The 22632-nt window shown below is 75.5% G+C and carries 18 protein-coding genes and 1 pseudogene; 13 read left to right on the forward strand and 6 right to left on the reverse strand.

Features of this window, described 5'->3' with window-relative positions; all coding sequences use genetic code 11:
- Positions 1 to 101: 101 nt before the first annotated feature.
- The 8 genes from AB2L28_RS15225 (at position 102) to AB2L28_RS15260 (ending at position 8779) form a co-directional block, all read left to right on the forward strand.
- Positions 102 to 875, forward strand: coding sequence for a DeoR/GlpR family DNA-binding transcription regulator (locus AB2L28_RS15225; RefSeq protein ID WP_370719829.1), 774 nt, complete (start codon positions 102 to 104; stop codon positions 873 to 875).
- Positions 872 to 1831, forward strand: a complete 960-nt coding sequence (locus AB2L28_RS15230) for a 1-phosphofructokinase family hexose kinase (RefSeq protein ID WP_370719830.1) — start codon at positions 872 to 874, stop codon at positions 1829 to 1831. The genes AB2L28_RS15225 and AB2L28_RS15230 overlap by 4 nt, the downstream gene beginning before the upstream one ends.
- The gene (locus AB2L28_RS15235) at positions 1828 to 2286 is read left to right on the forward strand and encodes a PTS sugar transporter subunit IIA (protein WP_370719831.1); all 459 of its coding nucleotides are present in this window, start codon (positions 1828 to 1830) and stop codon (positions 2284 to 2286) included. The genes AB2L28_RS15230 and AB2L28_RS15235 overlap by 4 nt, the downstream gene beginning before the upstream one ends.
- The gene (locus AB2L28_RS15240) at positions 2283 to 3770 is read left to right on the forward strand and encodes a PTS fructose transporter subunit IIC (RefSeq protein WP_370719832.1); all 1488 of its coding nucleotides are present in this window, start codon (positions 2283 to 2285) and stop codon (positions 3768 to 3770) included. Before AB2L28_RS15235 ends, AB2L28_RS15240 begins: the two co-directional genes overlap by 4 nt.
- Positions 3771 to 3799: 29 nt before the next feature.
- Positions 3800 to 4066 carry an HPr family phosphocarrier protein gene (locus AB2L28_RS15245; RefSeq protein WP_370719833.1) on the forward strand — a complete coding sequence of 89 codons (267 nt, stop codon included), beginning with the start codon at positions 3800 to 3802 and terminating at the stop codon, positions 4064 to 4066.
- Positions 4059 to 5723 carry a putative PEP-binding protein gene (locus tag AB2L28_RS15250; protein WP_370719834.1) on the forward strand — a complete coding sequence of 555 codons (1665 nt, stop codon included), beginning with the start codon at positions 4059 to 4061 and terminating at the stop codon, positions 5721 to 5723. Before AB2L28_RS15245 ends, AB2L28_RS15250 begins: the two co-directional genes overlap by 8 nt.
- Positions 5724 to 5813: 90 nt before the next feature.
- Positions 5814 to 7367 (forward strand): carboxylesterase/lipase family protein, encoded by a 1554-nt coding sequence (locus AB2L28_RS15255; RefSeq protein ID WP_370719835.1) that lies wholly within the window; start codon positions 5814 to 5816, stop codon positions 7365 to 7367.
- A gap of 83 nt (positions 7368 to 7450) precedes the next feature.
- The gene (locus tag AB2L28_RS15260) at positions 7451 to 8779 is read left to right on the forward strand and encodes an ATP-binding protein (protein WP_370719836.1); all 1329 of its coding nucleotides are present in this window, start codon (positions 7451 to 7453) and stop codon (positions 8777 to 8779) included.
- Between the two features lie 36 nt (positions 8780 to 8815).
- On the opposite strand, the pseudogene AB2L28_RS15265 reads toward AB2L28_RS15260, so the two are convergent.
- Together AB2L28_RS15265 and AB2L28_RS15270 are read right to left on the reverse strand one after the other, a co-directional pair.
- Positions 8816 to 8899, reverse strand: a pseudogene (locus AB2L28_RS15265) (mycothiol transferase); the annotation flags it as partial.
- Positions 8900 to 8925: 26 nt separating this feature from the next.
- Positions 8926 to 9870, reverse strand: a complete 945-nt coding sequence (locus AB2L28_RS15270) for a LysR family transcriptional regulator (protein ID WP_370719837.1) — start codon at positions 9868 to 9870, stop codon at positions 8926 to 8928.
- A gap of 163 nt (positions 9871 to 10033) precedes the next feature.
- Between AB2L28_RS15270 and AB2L28_RS15275 the strand changes: the two genes are divergently transcribed.
- A complete protein-coding gene (locus tag AB2L28_RS15275; RefSeq protein WP_370719838.1) occupies positions 10034 to 10669 on the forward strand; it encodes a LysE family translocator in 636 nt (211 codons plus the stop codon).
- A gap of 228 nt (positions 10670 to 10897) precedes the next feature.
- Here the strand turns inward: AB2L28_RS15275 and AB2L28_RS15280 are convergent, their stop codons facing one another.
- From AB2L28_RS15280 to AB2L28_RS15290, 3 genes are read right to left on the reverse strand one after another with little or no spacing between them, the layout of a single operon-like run.
- Positions 10898 to 12250, reverse strand: a complete 1353-nt coding sequence (locus AB2L28_RS15280) for a M20 family metallopeptidase (RefSeq protein ID WP_370719839.1) — start codon at positions 12248 to 12250, stop codon at positions 10898 to 10900.
- Positions 12251 to 12303: 53 nt separating this feature from the next.
- Entirely contained in the window at positions 12304 to 14787 is a 2484-nt protein-coding gene (locus AB2L28_RS15285) for a DNA gyrase/topoisomerase IV subunit A (RefSeq protein ID WP_370719840.1), read from the reverse strand.
- Between the two features lie 27 nt (positions 14788 to 14814).
- Entirely contained in the window at positions 14815 to 15426 is a 612-nt protein-coding gene (locus AB2L28_RS15290; RefSeq protein ID WP_370719841.1) for a nitroreductase family protein, read from the reverse strand.
- Positions 15427 to 15452: 26 nt separating this feature from the next.
- Here AB2L28_RS15290 and AB2L28_RS15295 point away from each other — a divergent pair, with 26 nt between their 5' ends.
- From AB2L28_RS15295 to AB2L28_RS15305, 3 genes are read left to right on the forward strand one after another with little or no spacing between them, the layout of a single operon-like run.
- Positions 15453 to 18158 carry a bifunctional acetate--CoA ligase family protein/GNAT family N-acetyltransferase gene (locus AB2L28_RS15295; protein WP_370719842.1) on the forward strand — a complete coding sequence of 902 codons (2706 nt, stop codon included), beginning with the start codon at positions 15453 to 15455 and terminating at the stop codon, positions 18156 to 18158.
- A 36-nt stretch (positions 18159 to 18194) separates the two neighbouring features.
- Entirely contained in the window at positions 18195 to 18791 is a 597-nt protein-coding gene (locus tag AB2L28_RS15300) for a DUF5998 family protein (RefSeq protein ID WP_370719843.1), read from the forward strand.
- Between the two features lie 7 nt (positions 18792 to 18798).
- Positions 18799 to 19947: an alkaline phosphatase family protein gene (locus tag AB2L28_RS15305; RefSeq protein ID WP_370719844.1), complete on the forward strand. Its 1149-nt coding sequence runs from the start codon at positions 18799 to 18801 to the stop codon at positions 19945 to 19947.
- 120 nt (positions 19948 to 20067) lie between these two features.
- Here AB2L28_RS15305 and sepH read toward each other — a convergent pair whose 3' ends face one another.
- On the reverse strand, positions 20068 to 21360 hold the full coding sequence (sepH, locus tag AB2L28_RS15310; protein ID WP_370719845.1) for a septation protein SepH: 1293 nt from the start codon (positions 21358 to 21360) through the stop codon (positions 20068 to 20070).
- Between the two features lie 139 nt (positions 21361 to 21499).
- Here sepH and AB2L28_RS15315 point away from each other — a divergent pair, with 139 nt between their 5' ends.
- Positions 21500 to 22630: a ferrochelatase gene (locus tag AB2L28_RS15315; RefSeq protein ID WP_370719846.1), complete on the forward strand. Its 1131-nt coding sequence runs from the start codon at positions 21500 to 21502 to the stop codon at positions 22628 to 22630.
- Positions 22631 to 22632 lie beyond the last annotated feature (2 nt).

A 22632-nucleotide genomic window follows, 5' to 3' on the forward strand; every position in this document is an offset into this window, starting at 1 on the left:
TGCCCGTATCGGGCGTAGAACTGTCCCAGCCCGACGGACCGGGCGAGAACGGACCCGACGAGGACGTCAGCAACGACGAGGACGTCAGCAGGAGCAGGTAGATGTACGCACCGGAGCGGCACCAGACGATCCTGGACGCGGCGCGCGGCGTCGGCCGGGTCGAGGTCACCGCGCTGGCCGAGCTGCTCGACGTGACGCCCGAGACGATCCGGCGCGACCTCACCGTCCTCGAACGCCGCGGCGTCCTGCGCCGCGTCCACGGCGGGGCCATCCCCGTCGAACGGCTCGGCGCCGAGCTGGCCGTCCCCGACCGCCAGGACGTCGCCGGCCCGGAGAAGGACCGGATCGCCCGCGCGGCCCTGGCCGAGCTGCCCGACGGCGGCACCCTGCTGCTGGACGCCGGCACCACCACGGCCCGCCTGGCCGAACTGCTGCCCACCGACCGCGAGCTCACGGTCGTCACCCACGCCCTGCCCATCGCCCAGGTCGTCGCCCAGACGGTGGCGACCCGCCCGAACGTGACCCTGCACGTCGTGGGGGGCACCGTCCGCGGCCGGACCCTGGCCGCGGTCGGGGTGTGGGCCGAACGCGCCCTCGCCGAGGTGTTCGCCGACGTCTGCTTCCTCGGGACGAACGCCCTCACCGTCGAGCACGGGCTCACGACGCCGGACCTCGCCGAGGCCGCCGTCAAGCGCTCCCTCATCTCCTCCGCCCGGCGCACCGTCGTGCTGGCCGACCACACCAAGTTCGGCCGCGACGACTTCGCCCACGTCGCAGACCTGGAGGCCGTCGACACCGTGATCACCGATTCCGCGACCGACCCCGAGATCCTCGGGGACGTCGAAGCCGCCGGCCCCCGGGTCGTGCGCGCGTGAAGGTCCTGACCGTCACCCCGAACCCGAGCCTCGACCACACCGTCGAACTCGCCGTCCTCACCCGCGGCGAGGTCCACCGGGCCCTCGCCGGTTCCGTCGAGGCCGGCGGCAAGGGCGTCAACGTCGCCCGCGCCCTGGCCCGGCACGGCCACCCGGCCACCGCCGTCCTGCCCTCGGGCGGGGTCGACGGCGCCCGCCTCGAGGCGTTGCTCGCCCCGCAGCGGGTGCGCGCGCTGACCGTCCCGATCACCGGGACGATCCGCACGAACACCACCGTCGTCGAGGCCGACGGCACCACGACCAAACTCAACGAACCCGGCCCGGAACTCACGGCCGACGACGTGGAGTCGTTGCAGCGCAGCGTTTCGTGTGGCCTCGATGACGACCCGGACTGGTTCGTCAGCAGCGGTTCCCTGCCGCCGGGCGCCCCCCTGGACCTGCACGCGCGGTTCGTCCGCGCCGCCCGGCGCGCCGGCGTCCGCTCCGCCGTCGACACCAGCGGGCCCGCGCTGGGGGCCGCCGTCGAGGCCGCCCCGGACGTGCTCAAACCCAACGAGGACGAACTCGCCGAACTGCTCGGCCGCGAACTGCACACCGTGGGCGACGTCGTCGCCGCCGCGGCGGAACTGCGTGAGCGCGGTGTGGGCGAGGTGCTGGTGAGCCTCGGCGGCGCCGGAGCCCTGCTCGTCGGCGACGACGGTGTCGTGTGGGCCGGGGGAGAACCCCTCGTCCCCCTCAGCACGGTGGGCGCCGGGGACTGCACGCTCGCGGGTTTCCTGCACGCGAGCGGGACCCCCGCCCAGCGCCTGGCGACGGCCGTGGCCTGGGGCCGCGCCGCCGTCCTGCTCCCGGGCAGTGCCGTCCCGGGCCAGGACGAGACCTCCCGCGCGGCCACCGCCGTCCGGACCCTGACCGATCCCGATCCCGACACCCTCGTGAAGGACCTGCAGCGATGACCGACCTGACCGCTCCCGAACTCGTCCTCACCGACCTGGTGGCGACCGACCGCGTCGACGCGACGCGTCAGCTGGCGCAGACGCTGGCCGCCGCCGGGCGCGTCACCGACCTCGAGCAGTTCCTCGCCGACGTGGCCGCCCGCGAGGAGCAGATGGCCACCGGGATCCCCGGCGGCATCGGCCTGCCCCACGCCCGCTCGGCGGCCGTGACGGTCCCGAGCCTGGCCGTCGGCCGCGTCGTCTCCGGCGAGCGCATCGACTGGGGCGCACCGGACGGCCCGGCGAACCTCGTGTTCCTCATCGCCGCGCCCACCGAGGGCGAGGCCGACCACCTGCAGATCCTCGCGGCCCTGGCCCGCAAGCTCGTGCACGTCTCCTTCCGCGAGTCCCTCCTCCAGGCGCCCGACGCCGCGGCCGTGGCCTCGACCGTCCTGACGGAGGTGTACGGACGATGAGGTTCGTCGCGATCACCAGCTGCCCCACGGGCATCGCCCACACGTACATGGCCGCCGAGGCCCTCGAGCAGGCCGGCAAGGCCGCCGGGCACGACGTCCAGGTCGAGACGCAGGGGTCGGCCGGCTCGGCCCCGTTCGACCCGGCCGTCATCGCCGCGGCCGACGGCGTCATCTACGCCGCCGACCTCGAGGTCCGCGACAAGGACCGGTTCGCCGGCCTGCCGTTCGTCGACGTCGGCGTCAAGAAGGCCGTCGCCGACGCCCCCGGTGTCGTGGCCGCCGCGGTCGCCGCGGTCGAGGCCGCACCGAAGGGTTCCACCCCGGCTCCGGCCGCCGGTCCGGCCCTGGCCACCAAGGTCACCTCGAACGCCGGGGTCGGCACCCGCGTGCGGCAGTGGCTCATGACCGGGGTCAGCTACATGATCCCGTTCGTCGCCGCCGGCGGCATCATGATCGCCCTCGCCTTCCTCATCGGCGGGTACCAGATCACCGACGTCACCGCCGCCGACCTCATCTCCGGTTTCGACCCGCTGTCCGCCGACGCCTGGGCCGGCCTGCTCTTCGTCCTCGGCGCGGCGTCCTTCGGGTTCCTCGTCCCCGTCCTGGCCGGGTTCATCGCCTTCGGCATCGCCGACCGCCCGGGCATCGCCCCCGGTTTCGTCGGCGGCACCATCGCCGTGACCGTCGGCAGCGGGTTCCTCGGCGGCCTCGTCGCCGGGTTCCTCGGCGGTTTCGTGGCCCTGGCCCTCGCCCGGCTGAAGGTGCCGAACGCCGTGCGCGGCATCATGCCCGTCGTCGTCATCCCGCTGGTCGCCACGTTCGTCACCGCCGGCGCCATGCTGGTCGTCCTCGGCCGGCCGATCGCCTGGCTCATGGACGAACTCACCGCCGGCCTGAACTCGCTGTCCGGCAGCGGGATCGTCCTGCTCGGCGTGATCCTGGGCGTCATGATGGCCGCCGACCTGGGCGGCCCGATCAACAAGGTCGCGTACACGTTCGCCACCACCGGTCTGGCCACCGTCGCGACGTCCTCGGGCAGCCCCGTCGAGCTCAAGGTCATGGCCGCGGTCATGGCCGCCGGCATGACCCCGCCGCTGGGCATCGCGCTCGCGACGTTCGTCCGCAAGAACCTCTTCACCGAGGCCGAACGGCAGAACGGCAAGGCCGCGGTCCTGCTCGGCGCGTTCTTCATCACCGAGGGCGCGATCCCGTTCGCGGCCGCCGCCCCCCTGCGCATCATCCCCGCCGCGATGATCGGTTCCGGCCTCACCGGCGGCCTGACCATGGCCTTCGGCAACACCCTGCGCGCCCCCCACGGCGGGATCGTCGTGTTCGGCCTCGTCGGTCAGCCCCTGCTGTACCTGCTGGCGATCCTCATCGGCACCGCCGTCACCGCCGTGGCCGTCATCGCCCTCAAGGGGTTCCACCGCAAGGCTCCCGAGGCGCAGACCGCCCCCGCCACCGCCCAGCCCGCGACCGTCTGATCCGTGAACGTCTGAGGAGGACCCCCGAGATGAGCACCCGCACCGCCACCGTCGCCTCCCGCGTGGGGCTGCACGCCCGCCCGGCCTCGCTGTTCGTCCAGGCCGCCGCGGCCACCGGTCTGCCGGTGACCGTCGCCGTCGGCGAGGGCGTACCCGTGGACGCGCGCAGCATCCTCATGGTCATGGGCCTGGGTGCCAAGCACGGCGACCAGGTCACGCTCACGGCCGAGGGGGAGGGCGCCGACGCGGCGCTGGACTCCCTCGTCGAGCTGGTCGAGACCGACCACGATGCCTGAGCTCCACCCCCTGCTCCACGGCGTGGGCGTGGGGACGGGGGCCGCGGTGGGCACGGCCGTCGTCCTCGCCCCGGCCGCCCGTCCGCCGGCCGACGAACCCGCCGATCCCGGTGCCGGTCCCCGCGTCCGGGAGGCCTTCGAGGCCGTCGCCGCCGAACTGCGCCGGCGTGCGGAGACGGCGGGGGGCACGACGGGCGAGGTCCTGCAGGCCACGGCCCTCATGGCCGCCGACCCCGGGCTCCTCGCCGTCGTCGACCAGCGGCTCGCGGCCGGGTCCGGGCCGGCCACCGCCGTCGACGAGGCCGTCGAGCAGTTCTGCGCCGTGCTGGCCGCCAGCGGCCCCTACCTCGCCGAGCGGGTCACGGACCTGCGCGACGTCCGGGACCGCGTCGTGGCCCGCGTGTTGGGGCTGCCCGAACCCGGTGTCCCGCAGCTGACCGGTCCCTCGGTCGTCGTGGCCCGCGACCTCGCCCCGGCCGACACGGCGGCGCTGGACCTCTCCCTCGTCGTCGGGATCGTCACCGAACTGGGGGGGCCGACCAGCCACACCGCCATCATCGCGGCGCAGTTCGACATCCCCTGCGTCGTCCGCGCCGCCGGGGCGCTGGCGCTGCCCGCGGGCACGGACGTCGCGCTCGACGCCCGTGCCGGCACGGTGACGCCCGACCCGCCGCGCGCCGTGCGCGCGGAGATCTCGGCCCGCCGCGCCGCCCGCGCGGCGCTGGCCGCCTCGGCCGGCGGTCCCGGCCGGACCGCCGACGGGACCGCCGTGCAGCTCCTGGCCAACGTCGGGACGCTCGAGGACGCCGACCGCGCCGCGGCGCTGGACGTCGAGGGCGTGGGGCTGTTCCGCACCGAGGTCCTGTTCCTCGACCGGGCCGGCGCGCCCTCGCTGGCGGAGCAGACCGACGCCTACGCCTGGGTGTTCACCGCCTTCGGCGACCGCAAGGTCGTCGTGCGGACGCTGGACGCCGGAGCGGACAAACCCCTGGCCTTCGTCGAGGTCGCCGCCGAGGAGAACCCGGCGCTCGGCGTCCGGGGGCTGCGCACGTCGCGCCGCCACCCGGAACTGCTGACGACGCAGCTCGCGGCCCTGGCCGCGGCGGCCGAGCGGACCGGGACGCACCCGTGGGTCATGGCCCCCATGGTCTCGACCCCGGCCGAGGCCGCGCAGTTCGCCGCCCAGGCCCGCGCCGCGGGGCTGCCGACGGTCGGGGCGATGGTGGAGGTCCCCGCCGCGGCGCTGCGGGCCCGCCAGCTCGTGGCCGCCGGGCTCGACTTCGTCAGCATCGGCACCAACGACCTGACGCAGTACGCGATGGCCGCCGACCGCCTCGAGGGCGACCTCGCCGACCTGCTCGACCCGTGGCAACCCGCCGTGCTGCAACTGGTCCAGGCCACCGGCACGGTCGAGGTCCCCGTGGGCGTGTGCGGTGAGGCCGCGCGCGACCCGCTGCTCGCCCTCGTCCTCGTGGGTCTCGGCGTGCGGAGCCTGTCGATGGCGGCGGCGGCGGTGCCGGCGGTCCGGTTCGCGCTGTCCCGGACCGACCTCGGCACCTGCGTCGAGATGGCCGGTGCGGCGCTGGCGGCGGATTCGCCGCAGGACGCGCGCCGCGCGGCGGCGCGTTCGGCCGACGCCGACGTGCTCGCGCTGTAACCTCGGGACCAGGATCCCTCGGCGGGACGTCCCCCCGGCCTCGCCGAGGGATCCGTGGAACTCGAGTACGGCGGTGGAGGTGTGTCGGACGTGCCCAGGGTCGTCGTCACGACGGCGGGCGGGGTGCGCGGCCGGGCCGCCGACCGCGGCGTGGTCGGTTTCCGCGGCATCCCCTACGCGGCACCACCCGTCGGGGTGCGCCGGTTCGCGGCCCCGGCGCCGGTCGAACCCTGGGAGGGCGTCCGCGAGGCGCGCGACCCCTCGCCGGTCGCCCCGCAGGACCCGCGCTCGGGCTACGGCTGGTCCCCGGCCGCCGGCCCGGACCACCTCACCGTGGACGTGCACGTGCCGGCCGACTTCCCCCGCGACCTGCCGGTGCTCGTGTGGATCCACGGCGGCGGCTGGGTCTCGGGGTCCGGGTCGGCGCCCGGGTACCACCCCGGCGCCTGGGTGCGCCGGGGTTTCGTCGTCGTGTCGATGAACTACCGCCTGGGTTTCGAGGGTTTCGGGGCCGTCCCCGGGGCCCCGCACAACCGCGGTCTGCTCGACCAGGTCGCGGCGCTGCGCTGGGTGGCCGACAACGTCCGTGCGTTCGGGGGCGACCCGGACCGCGTGACGATCGCCGGTCAGTCCGCCGGCGCCGCCTCCGTCGCGGCCCTCATGTGCACGCTCACCGCCCGGGGGCTGTTCCACCGCGCGATCACGGCGAGCACGACGGGGGAGACGTACACCGCGGCGCAGGCCGGGCGCATCGCCGAGCGGGTCGCCCGCGCGGCGCGCGTGCCCGCCACCCGGGAGGGTTTCGCCGGGTTGCCGCCGGTCCGGCTGCTCGCCGCCTCCGACGCCGTCGCCCAGGACCTCGCGTCCGACCCCGAAGCCGGTGTCCGCGGCTCCGTCCCGCTGCTGTACCACCCCGTCGTCGACGGCGAGGTGGTGGCGGGTCCGTTCATGGAGGGCGCCCGCGCCGGGGGCGACCCGGCCGTGGACCTGCTCGTCCAGACCGTCGCGGACGAGTGGACGCTGTTCTCCCGCAGCGGCTTCGCCCCGGTCGCCTCCTCGCTGCAGGACGTGGCCGCGTTCGCGGCCGCGGTGGGGCTGCCGCCCTCGGCGGTGGAGGGTTACCGCGCCCTGCTGCCGGGCGCCGACCCCGGTGTGCTCGGCGACGCGCTGCTGTCGGACGCGTTGTTCGCCGAACCCTCGCGCCGCTTCGCCCGCGCCCACACCGCCCGCGGGGGCCGGACGCACCTGGCCCGCTTCACGTGGCGTTCCCCGGCCCTCGGTGGCCGGTTCGGGGCGACCCACGGCCTCGACGTGCCGTTCGCGTTCGGGAACCCGCAGGCGATGGAACCGTTCCTGCACGCCGTGCCCGTCCTGCCGCTGGCCCGTCGCGTCCCGCGCCTCGGTCCCCGGGTGCGGGGGGTCTTCCCCACGCCGGCCGCCGCCGCCCTGTCGCGGCGGGTGGTGCAGGCGTGGACCGGTTTCGCCGCGACGGGCGACCCGGGCTGGCCCGCGATCTCCGCCGAGGGGGTCCCCGTCCACGTGTGGGGGTCGCGCGACCACCTCGAGCACGGGCACGACCCGCGCGAGGACCTGTACGCCGACGTGGAGTTCCGCCCCTACGACGGGGCGGTCACCCCGGTCTGAGCCCGGGCGGGCCGACACCCCGCACGCCGGTCCCCGGGGCCGGTCCCTGGCACCGCGGGCCGCGCGGGACGTAGCGTCGTCCGGTGCCCGACCACGACCCGACCCCCGACGGCCTCGCTCCCGCTCTCGCCCGCCGGCTGTCCACCGAACCCGCCGACGTGCGCCGTGCCCTGACGGTCCTGGGCGAGGTGCTGTCCGGTGTCGACCGGTCCCCGACGACCGCGAACGGTTTCGTCGAGACCCACCTGCGGGTGCCGCACACCGCGCTCGTGTCCGAGCGCGTCGACCTGACGAACACCCGGGCCGTGTCGGTCGGCGCCGCGCTGGCCGACCTCGTCGAGCTGCACGCGGCGGTCCTGGGGCCGGTCGAGGACGACGAACCACCCACGTGGCAGCGCATCGACCTGCTCGACGAGCACGTCTCGGTCCCCACCTCCGCGGCGGCGTTCTTCCCCGCCGGCACGGCCGCCGACGCCGACGTCGTCGTGCAGCTGGCCGAGCACGAGTACGAACCCCAGCCGGCCTCCCTGCGGGTGCTCTCGCGCCCCGGCGACCACGCCGCGGCGCGCACCGTGGCCGACGCGCTGCTGGCGACCGCCCGCCGGGACAAGGGGTTCTACCGGGGGCGGGTCCTGCACGCCGACGCGCACCTGCCGCTGAAGCTGAAACCGACGGCGCTGGGGCCCGGTGGCCGCGAGGACCTCGTGCTGCCGGCGCACGTCTGGACGGAGGTCGACGCGAACGTCGCCGCGCTGACGACGCGGGCGGACCTGTTGCGCGGCATGGGCCTGGGGACCAACCGCGGCGTGCTGCTGGCCGGTCCGCCCGGGGTCGGCAAGAGCGCCCTCAGCCGGGTCGTGGCCCGGGAACTGGCGGGGGAGTTCACGGTCATCATCGTCGACGCCGCCGCGGCGTCCAGCGTGCTGCGGCAGGTGTACCGGGAGACGAGCGACCTCGGTCCGTGCGTCGTGGTCCTCGAGGACGTCGACCTCTACCTCGGCGACCGCAAGGCGGGGGCGCGGGGAACGGCGCTGGCCGACTTCCTCGCCGTCCTGGACGGCACCGAGGAGTACCGCGACGTCCTCACCCTGGCCAGCACCAACGACCCCTCCGCCCTGGACGCCGCCGCGACCCGCTCGGCCCGCTTCGACGCCGTCGTCCACCTCGCCGCCCCGGACCGCGCGGCGTGCGAGGCGATCCTGCGCCGCCTCCTGGGGCCGTTCGGGACGGGGGCCGTGGACTGCGCCGCCGTCGCCGCGCACCTGCCGCCGGGGGTGACGGGGGCCGACCTGCGCGAGATCGTGCGCCGCACCGTCCTGGGCCACGGCGACGACCTCGGCACCGAGGCGGTCCTGCAGGTCGTGCGCGACGGCCGGTGGCATCCGGCGCCGCTGGCGGGGAACTACCTCTGAAGGCCAGGGGGCGAGATCGGCGGCCCCGTCGAGCAGTTCCCGGGCGACGTCGGCGTGGCCGGCGTGCCGCGCCGACTCCTGCAGCAGGTGGAACCGGGTCTTCTGATCTGAGGGTGGCACGTCCTGCCCACCCCCGGTGCTCGTGGTCAGTGCAGGACCGAGAGCAAGGTTCTGCGGAGCAGGGTGATGGCGGGGTCGTCGTCCTGGTTGCTCCGGTGGGCGACGCTGACGACGCGGGCGGGGGCCTCGGGTAGGGCGAGGGTGGTCAGCTCTTCGTGCAGGGGTGGTCGCCCCATCCGGGGGACGAGAGCCAGCGCGAGACCGTGCCGGGCGAGTTCCAAGTGGAGGGTGAAATCGGGGACCTCGGCGACGATGTCGGGACGTCGGCCACCCCGGGCGAACATGTGCAGCAGCCAGTCGTGGCAGACCGTTCCCGTTCCGGTGGAAACCCACCCGCGTGTCGTCAACTGCTCCACGCTGACGGTGTCGACGTCCGGATCCTCGTCGTCAGCACCTGGGGTGGTGTCCGCCAGCGGGTCGTCGCGGCGACAGATGACGTCGGCGGGGTCGTGGTGGGCGCCGGTGACGGTGAGGCTGGGATGGACTGGGGCGGGTTGACCTTGCCAGTGGTGCACGAGAGCGATGTCGACAGCGCCGGCGGTCAGGGCGGGCAGGGCTCGGTCGGGGTCCATCTCGACCAGCGACCACGTCAGGCCGGGGTGCTCCTGGCGCAGGTGGGCCAGGACGGTCACGACATGTGCGCGCAGGGCGGTGGCGAACGCAGCGATGCGCACGTGCCCCACGACCTGGGCCCGTCGGTCAGGTCCGTCCTCACCCGAGTCGCAGTCGGTGAGGACGCGAGCCAGCTGGTCGACCAGGGGCAGCGCGGTCTCCAGCAGGGCATGGGCTGCAGGAGTCAGCACGACGCGGCGGCCACTGGCGAGGGTCAAGACGCGACCGCTCGCCCGTTCCAGACGCTTGATCTGTTGGCTGACGGCGGAGGGGCTCAGGTGCAGGACGCCGGCCGCGGCGGTGACGGTGCCGTGGACGTGCACCGCCTGCAGTGCGCGCAGGCACGCCAGCTCGTCCACGACCGTCCTCCGTGCTGTTCTGCTTCACGCTTCTACCCGTCACCGTGCGATGGACGGTCAAGGTGATTCTGCACGAGACTGCGGGCAGCCCCCCTGGGTAGCCAGGCCGGCAGCCAGGTCCCAGGTGTTGACCGGGTGATTCGACAGTGGTGGGGAGCGCGTCGTGGTGTCGTGGGCAGCTGCGGGCGGGGTGGTCGTCATCGCTCTGGGCATGGTCCTGACCCCGGGTCCGAACATGGTGTACCTGGCCTCGCGGTCCATCGCGCAGGGCCGGCGGGCTGGGCTGATCTCCTTGACGGGTGTCGCAGCGGGCTTCGTGGTCTACCTGGGCGCGGCCTCATCGGGGTTGTCGGCGGTGTTCGCCGCGGTGCCGGCGGCCTTCGACGTGATCAAAGTTTCGGGTGCCTGCTACCTGCTCTACCTGGCCTGGGGGATGTTGCGTCCTGGCGGTGGGTCGCCGTTCGCCCCTGCCTCGTTGGCCCCGCACTCCGGGCGGCGGTTGTTCCTCATGGGGCTGACGACGAACCTGCTCAATCCCAAGATCGCGCTGATGTACGCGGCGCTGCTCCCGCAGTTCATCACCGCCGGCGCGGGACCGACGTGGCAGCAGTTCCTGCAGTTGGGGGCGGTGCAGATCATCGTCGCGATCACCGTCAACGGTGCCATCGTGCTGGGCGCAGCCGGCGTCTCCCGCTGGTTGCAGGCGCGCCCGCGGGCGATGCAGGTGCAACGGGTGGTGGCGGGCAGCGTCCTGGCCGTGTTCGCGGTCAAGGCAGTCGCCACCTCGACGCCGCGCTGATCCCACGAGTGGCGGGACGGACCCGCCTCGCTCGTCAGCTACGGCACCCGCGGCAGGTCCTGCAGGGCCTGCACGTGGACGTCCTCGCCAGCACGTCGAGGCACCCATCGGTGACGCCGGCGGGCAGTCGGTCGACGTCGCAGCGGCGCTCGCGCCGGTGCGGGAGGAGGTGCGAGCTCTGCGTGCCGCCTTCGCCACGGCGCTACCGGCGCGACCGTGGCGGGGGGTTCACCGCAGGAACTCCTCGACGTCCAGCACCCCGCCGGCCCCCTCGAACTCCGCGCGCACCGCGGCCAGCAGCGCGGGGTCGGCCAGGACGTCCAGGGCGGTGAGCGCCAGCCCGACCGCGCCGTCGAGAACTCCGCGGTCACCCGTCGCCGATCCGGCCGCCGCGGCGAACTCGGCGGTGTGCAGCGAGGTGCCGGGGGAGGAGATCGCGAGCATCGGGTGGATCGCCGGGACCCGCACGCTGACGTTCCCCAGGTCGGTGGACCCCGACAGGGTCTCGGGCACCACGCCCGGCGGCAGGGACGTCCGGCCGCGCCGCCGCTGGTGCGCCGTCCAGCGCGCCGCCAGTTCCCGGTTGGCCCGGATCGGCAGGTACGCCGGCTGCCGGTCCCACTCCAGCTCGACGCCGGTGCCGGTCATGGCGGCCGCGGCGCGCAGGACGAGCTCCACGCGCGAGCACAGGTCGACCAGCGTGGCGGGTTCGGCCGAGCGGACGTAGTACTCCGCGCTCGCCGTCGCGGGCACGACGTTGGGCCGCTGCCCGCCGTCGACGACGATGCCGTGGACGCGGTCGGACGGCGTGATGTGCTGGCGCAGCATCGCGATGCCGCTGTAGCCCGCGACGACGGCGTCCAGGGCGTTGCGGCCCATGAACGGCTGGGCCGAGGCGTGCGCGGCCACCCCGCGGTACGTCGCCCGCACCTGCCGGCGGCCCAGGAACGGCTGGATCGCCACGTCGTAGGAGAACGGGTGCAGCATGACGACGGCGTCGACGCCCTCGAACGCGCCGTCGCGGGCCATGAACTCCTTGCCGCCCCCGCCCTCCTCGGCCGGGGTCCCCAGCAGCACGACCGTGCCGCCGACGGCGCCGGAACGCAGGGCGTGCACGAGCCCCAGGAACGCCCCGACCGCGGTGGCGCAGATGACGTTGTGCCCGCAGCCGTGCCCGATGCCGGGCAGCGCGTCGTACTCGGCGAGCACGGCCACGGTGGGGCCCTCACCGGCGCTGACGTCCGCGCGCAGCGCCGTGTCGAGGCCGTGGACCCCCACCTGCGCCTCGACGCCGTGCCGGGCCAGCAGGTCCGCGACGGCCCGCACGGAGCCGTGCTCGGCGAAACCCTCCTCCGGGTGGGCGTGCAGCGCGCGGCTGAGCGCGATCAGGTCGTCCCCGAACCCCTCCACGACGGCCTCGGTGGCGGCCAGCACCTCCTCGCCCGCCCCGGCGTGCTCGCTGCGCAGGGGCTCGGCGGTGCGGGCGGCCCGGTCGATCGCCGCCCGCACCCCCGCGAGGTACGTGCCGTCGGGGGGTGTCGGGCGCGTGTCGTCCAGGGGGTCCGGGGTCGCGTCGGCCATGCCCAGCAGACCTACCGCCTCCGGACCCCGGCTGTCGACCAGGACGCTGCGCGTCAGCTCGTGGCGGGGGGCCCGCTGACGGCGGCGACGGGCTTGTCCAGCGCGGTGCCCGACCCGTCGCGCCGGCCCTGGGGACCGGGCAGCGCCACGGCGCTGCCCGTCGACGTCGCGGCCTCGGCCGGGCCCCGGCCCGCCCACGCCAGCAGCAGGGTGTCCTCCCCGCGCGCGAACCGGTGGCAGCGGACCCCGCCGGTGGCCCGGCCCTTGGAGGGGTAATCCGACAGCGGGGTGACCTTGGCCGAGCCGACCTGCGAGACCCCGCCGGCCCCGTCCCCGGCGACGGTCACCACGACCGCGTCGGGGGCGTCGGCCTCGACCGCCGTCATCGACAGCACCCGCGCCCCGGGGGTCAGCTTGACCCCCGCCACCCCGGCGGCGCCCCGCCCCTGCGGGCGCACCAGCGCGGCGGAGAAGCGCAGCAGCTGCGCGTCGGTGGTGACCAGGACGAGGTCCTCCCGGCCGGTGGTCAGGGCGGTGGCCGCCACGACCTCGTCCTTGTGCCGCGCGGTGAGGTCCTTCAGGGCGATGACGTCGACCTCGGGCTTGTTGCCGAGGGGTTCGGGCACGACGCGCTTGACGACGCCCGACGCCGTGGCCAGCGCGAACCCCGGGTCGTCGGGGTCCTCCACGCCCGCCACCGGCAGCGGCACGATCGTCAGCGCCCGTTCGCCCTTGCCGAGCGTCACGAACTCCTTCACGCTCGTCCCCCCGGACAGGTTCGGCCGGCCGGCCACCGGGGGCAGCGTCGGCAGTTCCAGCACGGACACCTTGACGAGCCGGCCACCGGACGTCAGGACGCCGACGTCACCGCGCGCCGTGGCCGGGGCCGCCGCCAGGACGAGGTCGTGGCGGGCACGCCGCCCCTCGGTGCCGAGGGGTTCGGCCGAGCTCGTGCGCGCCAGCAGGCCCGTCGAGCTCAGCAGCACCCAGCACGGGTCGTCCTCGATCTCCAGCTGCGCCGCGGCGGCGGCTCCCGTCGCCGGACCCGAGGAGGTCAGCAGCACGGTGCGCCGCGGGGTGCCGTGGTCGGCGGCCACCTGCCCGAGCTCGTCGCTGACGAGCGTGCGCAGCTTCTGCTCGTCGTCGAGGATCGACTGCAGCTCGGCGATCGTCGCCCGCAGCTCGGCCTGCTCGCGCTCGAGCTCGAGCCGCGAGAACCGGGTGAGCCGGCGCAGCTGCATGTCGAGGATGTACCGGCCCTGCGTCTCCGACAGCGAGAACCGCTCGACCAGCCGGGCCAGGGCGGCGTTCGCGTCGTCGGAGGAGCGCACGATGGCGATGACCTCGTCGATGTCCAGGATCGCCAGCAGCAGGCCGTCGACGAGGTGCAGCCGGTCCTGCGCCTTGCCGAGGCGGAACTGCGTGCGCCGGCGCACGACGTCCACGCGGTGCCCCACGAAGACCTCGAGCAGTTCCTTCAACCCCAGCGTCCGCGGCTGCCCCTGCACGAGAGCGACGTTGTTGATGCCGAAGGTCTCCTCCATCGGCGTCAGGCGGTACAGCTGCTCCAGGACGGCGTCGGGGTTGAAACCGTTCTTGACCTCGATGACCAGGCGCATGCCGTTGCGGCGGTCGGACAGGTCGGTGACGTCCGCGATGCCCTGCAACCGCTTGTTCTTGACGTTGTCGGCGATCTTCTCGACGAGCCGTTCGGGGCCCACGCCGTAGGGCAGCTCGGTGACGACGAGACCCTGGCGGCGCCCGATCTTCTCGACCTTCACGCTGGCCCGGGTGCGGAACGTCCCCCGGCCGGAGGCGTAGGCGTCGCGGATCCCCTCCAGACCCACGACGCGCCCGCCGGTGGGGAAGTCCGGACCGGGCACGAACCGCATGAGCGCGGGCAGGTCGGCCTCGGGGTGCCGGATGAGGTGGCGCGCGGCGTTGACGACCTCGACGAGGTTGTGCGGCGGCATGTTCGTCGCCATGCCGACCGCGATGCCGCTGGCGCCGTTGACGAGCAGGTTCGGGAACGCCGAGGGCAGCACGCCCGGTTCCTTCAGCCGGTCGTCGTAGTTCGCGACGAAGTCGACGACGTCCTCGTCCAGGCCCGTCGTCATGAGCAGCGCCGCGGGCGCCATCCGCGCCTCGGTGTAGCGCTGGGCGGCCGGGCCGGCGTCCAGGGACCCGAAGTTCCCGTGCCCGTCCACCAGCGGCAGCCGCATGGTGAAGGCCTGGGCCTGCCGGACCAGGGCGTCGTAGATCGCGACGTCGCCGTGCGGGTGGAGCTTGCCCATCACCTCCCCGACGACGCGGGCGGACTTCACGTGCGCCCGGGTGGGGATCAACCCCATGTCCTGCATCATGTAGAGGATGCGGCGCTGGACCGGCTTGAGCCCGTCGCGGGCATCGGGCAGGGCCCGGGAGTAGATGACCGAGTAGGCGTACTCCAGGAACGCGCCCTGCATCTCCTGCTCGACGTCGATGTCGACGATCCGCTCGGGGACGTCGGACGGCGGAGGTGCGGATCTGCTGGGCATGGGCGCATTCTGCCGCCCCGCGGCGCCTCAGCGGGTCCAGGGCACGCCGAACCGGCCGTCGTGCACGGTGTCCGCGACCGTCCGCCGGTGCCGCCGCGAGGGCCGCGACGCCTCCCCGGCCGCCGGGTGCCCGAGCGTGAGCGCGGCGACGACGCGCCGGTCGGCCGGGACCGCGAAGACGGCGCGGACCGCGCCGTGCGCGGCCGACGGCACGCCGAACAGGCACGCCCCCAACCCCTCGTCGACGGCCGCGAGCAGCACCAGCAACCCCGACATGCCCGTGTCGACGTCGGGCCAGGCGACCTCCCAGGTGGCGGCGTCGCGGTCCGGGCCCGGCTTGTCGGGGGCGGCGTAGCGGCGGGCGTAGGCCCCGGGGTCGGCCAGCAGCAGCACCACGACGGGCGCGGTCCGCATGCCGGTCAGCCAGGCGTCCGGCGCCCGCCCGCCCGCCGCGGTGCCCCAGAAGAGCTCGCGGTCGGCCACCGCGCGCAGCACCAGCAGGTCACGGCCCTGGCTGTTGCCCGCGCTCGGGGCCCGCAGCGCCGCGGCCAGGACCCGGCCCAGCACGTCCTCGGCGACGGGCCGGCCGTCGTAGCGGCGGACCATGCGCCGCCCGGCCAGGACCTCGGAGTACTCCACGGGCCCATCCTCGTAGGATCGGGACCATGCCGCTGCCGCCCGTGGGCTACCCGACCCGGTGGGAGGCCGACGTGGCCCTGCGGGACGGGGGCACCGCCCACGTCCGGCCCATCCGGCCCGACGACGCCGACGCCGTCGCGGCCTTCCACGACCGCCAGTCCGACGAGTCGCGCTACTTCCGGTTCTTCGCCCCCATGCCCCGGCTGTCCCGGCGCGACCTGGCCCGCTTCACCCAGGTCGACCACGTCGACCGGGTCGCCCTCGTGGCCACGGTGGGGCCCGACATCGTCGGCATCGCCCGCTTCGACGCCGCCCCGGTGCGCCTCGGGCGGCCCCGCTCGGCCGAGGTCGCCTTCAACATCTCCGACGCCCACCAGGGCCGCGGGCTCGGGTCGGTGCTGCTGGAGCACCTCGCGGCCGCCGCCCGCGAACGCGGCATCCGCCGGTTCACCGCCGACGTGCTGCCGACGAACGCGAAGATGATCGGCGTCTTCCGCGAGGCCGGGTTCGAGGTCCGGCAGGGCTTCTCCGACGGCGTCCTGGACGTCTCCTTCGACATCGACCCCACCGAACGCTCCGTGGACGTCATGCAGGCCCGCGAGCAACGCGCCGAGGCGCGCAGCCTCACGGCCCTGCTCACCCCGCGCTCGGTCGTCGTCGTCGGTGCCCGGCGCACCCCGGGCACCGTCGGGCACCGGCTGCTGGCCGACCTGCTCGCCGGCGACTTCGCCGGCACCGTGCACGCCGTGAACGCCGCCGGGGCCGGCCAGGAACTGCTCGGCGTACCCCTGCGCGCCACCGTCGCCGAGATCGGCGAACCCGTCGACCTCGCCCTCGTCGCCGTCGCCCCCGCGACCGTCCTGGACGCGGTGACCGACTGCGCCGCAGCCGGTGTGCGCGGTCTGGTCGTCGTCTCCAGCGGTTTCGCCGAGACCGGCCCGCACGGCGTGGAACTGCAGCGCGAACTCGTCCGCATCGCCCGCGCGAACGGCATGCGCGTCATCGGCCCGAACTCCTTCGGCGTCGTGAACACCGCCGCCGACGTGCGCCTGAACGCCTCCCTCGCCCAGGAGGTCCCCCCGCCGGGGCGGTTCGGGTTGTTCAGCCAGTCCGGCGCCCTGGCCGTCACCGTCCTCAGCTCCGCGCACCGCCGCGGGCTGGGGATCTCCACGTTCGTCTCCGCCGGCAACCGCGCCGACGTCTCCGGCAACGACCTCATGCAGTTCTGGCACGACGACGAGGCCACCGCCGCCGTCGGGCTGTACCTGGAGAGCGTGGGGAACCCCCGCAAGTTCAGCCGCGTCGCCCGGCGGCTGGCCCGGCGCAAACCCGTCATCGTCGTCAAGTCCGGCGCGTCCGGCTTCGGCGTGCCGCCCGGGCACACCGTCCGGCGCTCGCAGGTGCCGTTCGAAGTCGTCGACAGCATGCTGCGCCAGGCCGGGGTCATCCGCGTCGAGAACGTCCACCAGCTCTTCGACGTCGCCCAGGTGACCGTCGAGCAGCCGCTGCCCGAGGGGGCGCGCATCGCCATCGTCGGCAACTCCGACGCCCTCGGGACCCTCGCCGCCGACGCCTGCGTCAGCTGGGGGCTGCAGGTCGTCCACGGGCCGACCTCGGTGCACCCCGAGGCCCCCGTCGAGGAGTTCACCGCGGCCCTGCGGGACGCGTTCGCCGACCCCGACGTCGACGCCGTCGTCGCCAGCTGGGTGCCCCCCACCGCCACGGTCGACGCGGCCGTCGCCACGGCCGTCGCCCGCACCGCCGCGCAGGGCGGCAAGACGTGCGTGACGTGCTTCCTGGGCACCCGGTCGGTCTCGGCGGCCCGGGTCGGCTCCGGCGGCGCGGCGCCGGTCCCGGACGAGGACTGCCCGTCCGTGCCGAGCTTCCCCACCCCGGAGGACGCCGTCCGCGCCCTGGCCTCGGTGGTGCGGTACGCGCAGTGGCGCCGCAAGGACCGCGGCCACCCCGTCGCCCCCGACGGCGTGGACCTGACCCGGGCGCGCGCCGTCGTCGAGCAGGTGCTGGCCACCCACCCCGACGGGGCCGACCTGGACCGCGGGGCGCGCGTCGAGCTGCTCGCCGCCGTCGGCGTCCCGCTCCTGCCGCGCGCGGAGTTCGGGGCCGGGCAGGGCGCAGCGGAGGAGGCCGTCCGGGCCGCCGAGCGCTTCGGGTGGCCCGTCGCGCTGAAGACGGTCGGGGAGGAGCTGTCGGGGCGGCAGGACCTGCGCGGCGTGCGGCTCGGGCTGTCCACCGCCGAGGCGCTGCGCGAGGCGGTCGGGCAGATGCAGGAGGTCTTCGGCGCGGCCGTGACGACGCTGGCCGTGCAGCCCATGGCCCCGCTCGGCGTCCCCTGCCTCGTCCGCAGCACCGAGGACCCGCTGTTCGGGCCCGTGCTCGCCTTCGGCGTCGAGGGGGACCCCCTGGACCTCATGGGCGACGTCGCCCACCGCATCCCGCCCCTGACCGACGTCGACGTCGCCGACCTCGTCCGCTCGGTCAAGGCCGCGCCCAAGCTGTTCGGGCACCGCGGGTCCCCGCGCCTGGACGTGCCGGCCCTGGAGGACGTGATCGCCCGCGTCGCCGTCCTCGCCGACGCCCTCCCCGAGCTCGCCGAGCTGCGCCTGAGCCCCGTCCTCGTCGCCGAGGAGGGGCTGACCTGCCTCGACGCCGTCGTCCGCGTCGCGCCGCCGCAGGGTCGCGCCGATCCCGACCGCCGCACGCTGCCCACCTGAGCACGGCGGTCGCCGCCGGTGCGGGATGATGGGTGGATGCGCGACCGCACCGACACCCGTGCCGGCTCCGACCTGCCGGTCGCCCTGCTGCAGGACCTCGCCCGGGCCGGGTACTACCCCGAGCTCGTCGCCGACTGCCTGCGCACCGCCCTGGGCGGTGACCCCGTCCACGCCCACCTCGTGCACCCCGAGACGACGTTCGACGCCGACGAGGTCCGCCGGCACGTCACCGTCCTGGTCACCACCCCCGCCCGCCTCGTCGTGGCCCACGCCGACGACCACGGCCCGGACGAGGCCTCCGGCGAGCCCTACGCGGTCTGCTCCACCGAGTCCGTCGCCCTGTCCCGGGTGCACTCCGTCGTCGTCTCCCAGGTCGTCTCCCGGCCCGCGGACCACCGCCCGGGGTCCACCCCCGTCGAGGTCAGCCTCACCCTCGGCTGGGGCGCCCTGCACCGCGTCGACCTCGAACCCGCCGCCTGCCCCGACCCCGGTTGCGAGGCCGACCACGGCTACACCGGTTCGCTCACGGGCGACGACCTCACGGTCCGGATCGCCAGCGCCGCGGAGGGGGCCGACGCGGTCACCGCGGCGCTCGACTTCGCGCGCGCCGTGTCGGCCGTCGCCGGTCGCTGACCGCCCCATGGCCCCCGCGCCCCTGACCGCACCCGCGTACGGGCGGGACACCCTCGCCGACCTCCTGCCCGCCGTCGGACGGGCCCTGGGCGTCCCGGACCTGCCCACCCCCTCCCCGCACGTCGCCCTCCCCGCCGCGCAACGGGTCTGCCTCGTCCTCGTCGACGGCATGGGCGAGCTGCTGCTCGCGGCGCGCTCGGGCCACACGGGCACGATGCGGCGCTGGCGCGGCGACGGGCTGCACCGCGTCCTGACCGCCGGGTTCCCCACGACGACGGCGACGAGCATGGGCCTGCTCGGCACCGGGCTGCCCCCCGGGGGGCACGGCCTCGTCGGCTACGAGGTCCTCGACCCCGACCGGGACCGCCTGCTCAACGAGCTGCAGTGGGACCCCGCGGTCGACCCGCGGCGCTGGCAGCCGCGCACGACGCTGTTCCAGCGCATCGCCGCGGCCGGTGTCGACGTCGCGCGCGTGGCCCCGCCGCACTTCGACGGGTCGGGCCTGACCGAGGCCGCCCTGCGCGGCGGGCGGTTCGTCGGGACCCCCGAACGGCTCGAGGCGCGCGTCGACGCCGCGGTCACCGCGGTCCGCTCGGCGCCGCGGCAGCTGACCTACCTGTACTGGGGGCGCCTGGACCACACCGGGCACGGCGCCGGCGTGGACTCGGGGGAGTGGACCGCCGAGCTCGAACGCGTCGACGAGGCCCTGGGCACCCTCGCCCGCCGGCTCCCGCGCGGCACGCTGCTCGTCGTCACCGCCGACCACGGCATGGTCGACGTGCACGCGCCGCAACGCCTCGACGTGGCCCGCGAACCCGACCTGCTCCGTGGTGTCCGGCACGTCGGGGGAGAACCCCGGACCGTTCAGCTCTACACCGAACCCGGTGCGGCGCAGCAGGTCGCGCAGACCTGGCGGGAACGGCTCGGGACGGGCGCCGAGGTGCTGCTGCGTGCGGAGGCCGTCGCGGCCGGGTGGTTCGGGCCCGTCGAGGACCGCGTCGCCGCCCGCATCGGCGACGTCCTGGCCGTCATGCGCGACGAGCTCGCCGTCGTGAACTCGGCCACCGCGCGTCCCGAGACGCTGCGCCTCGTCGGCCAGCACGGGGCCCTCTCGGACGCCGAACGCCTCGTGCCCCTGTTCACCGTGCCCTGCTGAGGGCGAGCAGCCCGACGTCCCTCCCGGCCGGGCGGTGACGTCCGTGGACCCGGGGGAGCGGCCCGCCGCCTTCGTCGGGCCACCCCTCGTCGGAGCGCCGGGTCCGCGTCCCGGTGCCCGTCAGTCCTTCTTCGTCCCGAACATGATGTCGTCCCAGCTCGGCACGCTCGGCCGCTTGGCCGCGGCGGACCCGCGGCGCGCGGACCGGTTGCGGCGGCGCAGGCCGGCCTGCGGGTCCGGCGTGGCCGTGTCCGCCGTCCCCGGTGGGGTGTCCTCCGAGGGCGCGGGCACCTGCGCCGGGTCGTCCTCGCGGGGTCCCGCGGCCAGAGCCTGCCCCGAGGGCCCCCCGACGCTCGTCGAGGTCTCCTCCGCCGGCTGCCCGGCGCTCTCCTCGTCGGTCGGCCCGTCGGTCGGCCCGTCGGTCGGCCCGTCGGTCTGCCCGTCGTTCTGCTCGTCGGTCTCCTCCGGGCTCTCCCCGGTGGTCCCGCCCGCCGGCGCGGGCAGCACGGTCCGGTCCACGACGTCCTCGGGGGAGGACTCCGCGGGGTGGGCGGGGGGCGGGTCGGCGGTCAGGGCGTCCACGCGCGGCGCGGCCGCGGCCGGGGCGTCGGCCGCGGGGGCCGACGGCGCCGGCTGCGGGGCCGGGCCCTGCTCCGGGCGCACCCCGCGGGCGGAGTCCAGCGCGTCCAGGAGGTCGTGGGTGGTGTCCTGGCCCGGACCCGCGCTCGCCCGCACGCCCCCGTCGGCCTCGACGTCGTAGACGCGCTCGGACCCGGTCGCCGACGCGGGGCGGGGGCCGTCACCGGCCACCGACACCAGGCGCCGGGCGGGCAGCGGACCGGGCTCGGCCGGTTCCTCCTCCGAGAGCCAGCGGGCCTCGTCGTCGTGCGCGGACAACACCCGGGCGGCGGGGTCGAAGCCCCAGCGCGCCACCCGGCCCCGACCACCGGCGACGAACTCGCACTGCACCACCCAGCCGTCGTCCTCGCTGCGCCAGGCGTCCCAGCGCGCGCCCTCGGGGTCCACCGCGCGCGCCGAGAGGCGGGCGACCACGACGTCGTCGAGGGTGCCGGCCACACCCGAGCGGCCGTACGGGGTGCGACGGGCCAGCCCCGCGACGTGGGCGCGCTCGGCGAGCACCGGCCCCTCGTACCGGCGGACGTGCTCGAGGGTCAGACCACCGACCGCGGCGACCTCCTCGGCCGTCTCGCCGGCGCGGATGCGCGCCTGGATGTCGCGAGGACGCAGCTGCGCCTCCATCTGGATCTGCAGCTGACCGAGCCGGGCCCGGTCGCGGCGCACGGCGGCGCGCAGCGCCTCGTCCACCCGCAGCCGGTAGCGGCTGCCGTCGGTGCCGACGAGCACGACGTGCTCTCCGTCGTCGTGGACCCCGACGAGCCTCAGGTCCTGCATGTGGGGCGCCCTCCAGGAAGCGTGGTGCGGGCCATCATCGCGGATGCACTCTGCCACCTCCGGCACCACCCCGTGCAGACGTCCGCGCGCGGGGTGGGCCGACGGGCGCGGTGCGGGCCCGGGAGTGGATGATGACGCCGTGAGCGACGCGAACCCGTACGACGCCCTCCTGCTGCTGTCCTTCGGGGGGCCGGAGGGGCCCGACGACGTGATGCCGTTCCTCGAGAACGTCACGCGCGGTCGCGGCATCCCCCGCGAGCGCCTCGAGGACGTGGCCCAGCACTACCTGCACTTCGGCGGCAAGAGCCCCATCAACGACCAGAACAAGGTGCTGCTGTCCGCCCTGCGCACCGAGCTCGACGCGCGCGGCCTGGACGGGCTGCCCCTGCTGTGGGGCAACCGGAACTGGGAGCCGTACGTCACCGACGTGCTGCGCGAGGCGCACGAGGGCGGGGCCCGCCGCGTGCTCACCGTCTTCACCAGCGCGTACTCGTCCTACTCCAGCTGCCGCCAGTACCGCGAGGACCTCGGCAAGGCGCTGGGGACGCTCGCGCAGGAGGGCCGCAGCCTCGAGGTCGACAAGGTCCGGCACTACTTCAACCACCCGGCCTTCACCGACGTCAACGCCGAGGCCGTCGCCGCCGCGGTGGCGCGGCTGCCCGAGGACGCCCGCGACGGTGCCCGTGTGGTGTTCGTCACGCACAGCGTCCCGGACGCCATGAACGACGTGTCCGGCCCGCCCGCCGCCGGTGGTGGTGCCTACGTCCGGCAGCACCTCGACGTCGCCGCCGAGGTGGCCCGCCGCGCCTCCGAGCGCGTCGGCCGCGAACTGGCCTGGGACCTCGCCTACTGCTCGCGCAGCGGCCCGCCCAGCCAGCCGTGGCTGGAACCGGACGTCAACGACCACCTGCGCGCCCTGCACGAGGACGGCGTGCCCGGGGTGGTCGTGGCGCCCGTCGGGTTCGTCAGCGACCACATGGAGGTCAAGTTCGACCTCGACACCGAGGCGGCCGAGACGGCCGAGGAGATCGGGCTGCCCTTCGCCCGCGCCGCGACCGTGGGCGCGACCGACCGGTTCGTCGCCGGTCTCGTCGACCTCGTGCAGGAACGCGCGGCCCAGGCCCGCGGGGAGGAGCCGCAGCAGCCGGTGGCCGGCGCCCTGGCGCCGTCGCACACCGTCTGCCCCGTCGACTGCTGCCGGAACCTGCGGGCGCAGGTGCCGGCGGCGACGGGTGAGGACTGGCGCTCGCCGGTCCCGGCCGGGTCCTGACC

Origin of the sequence: Kineococcus mangrovi (genome assembly GCF_041320705.1) — a bacterium.
Lineage (GTDB): Bacteria > Actinomycetota > Actinomycetes > Actinomycetales > Kineococcaceae > Kineococcus > Kineococcus mangrovi.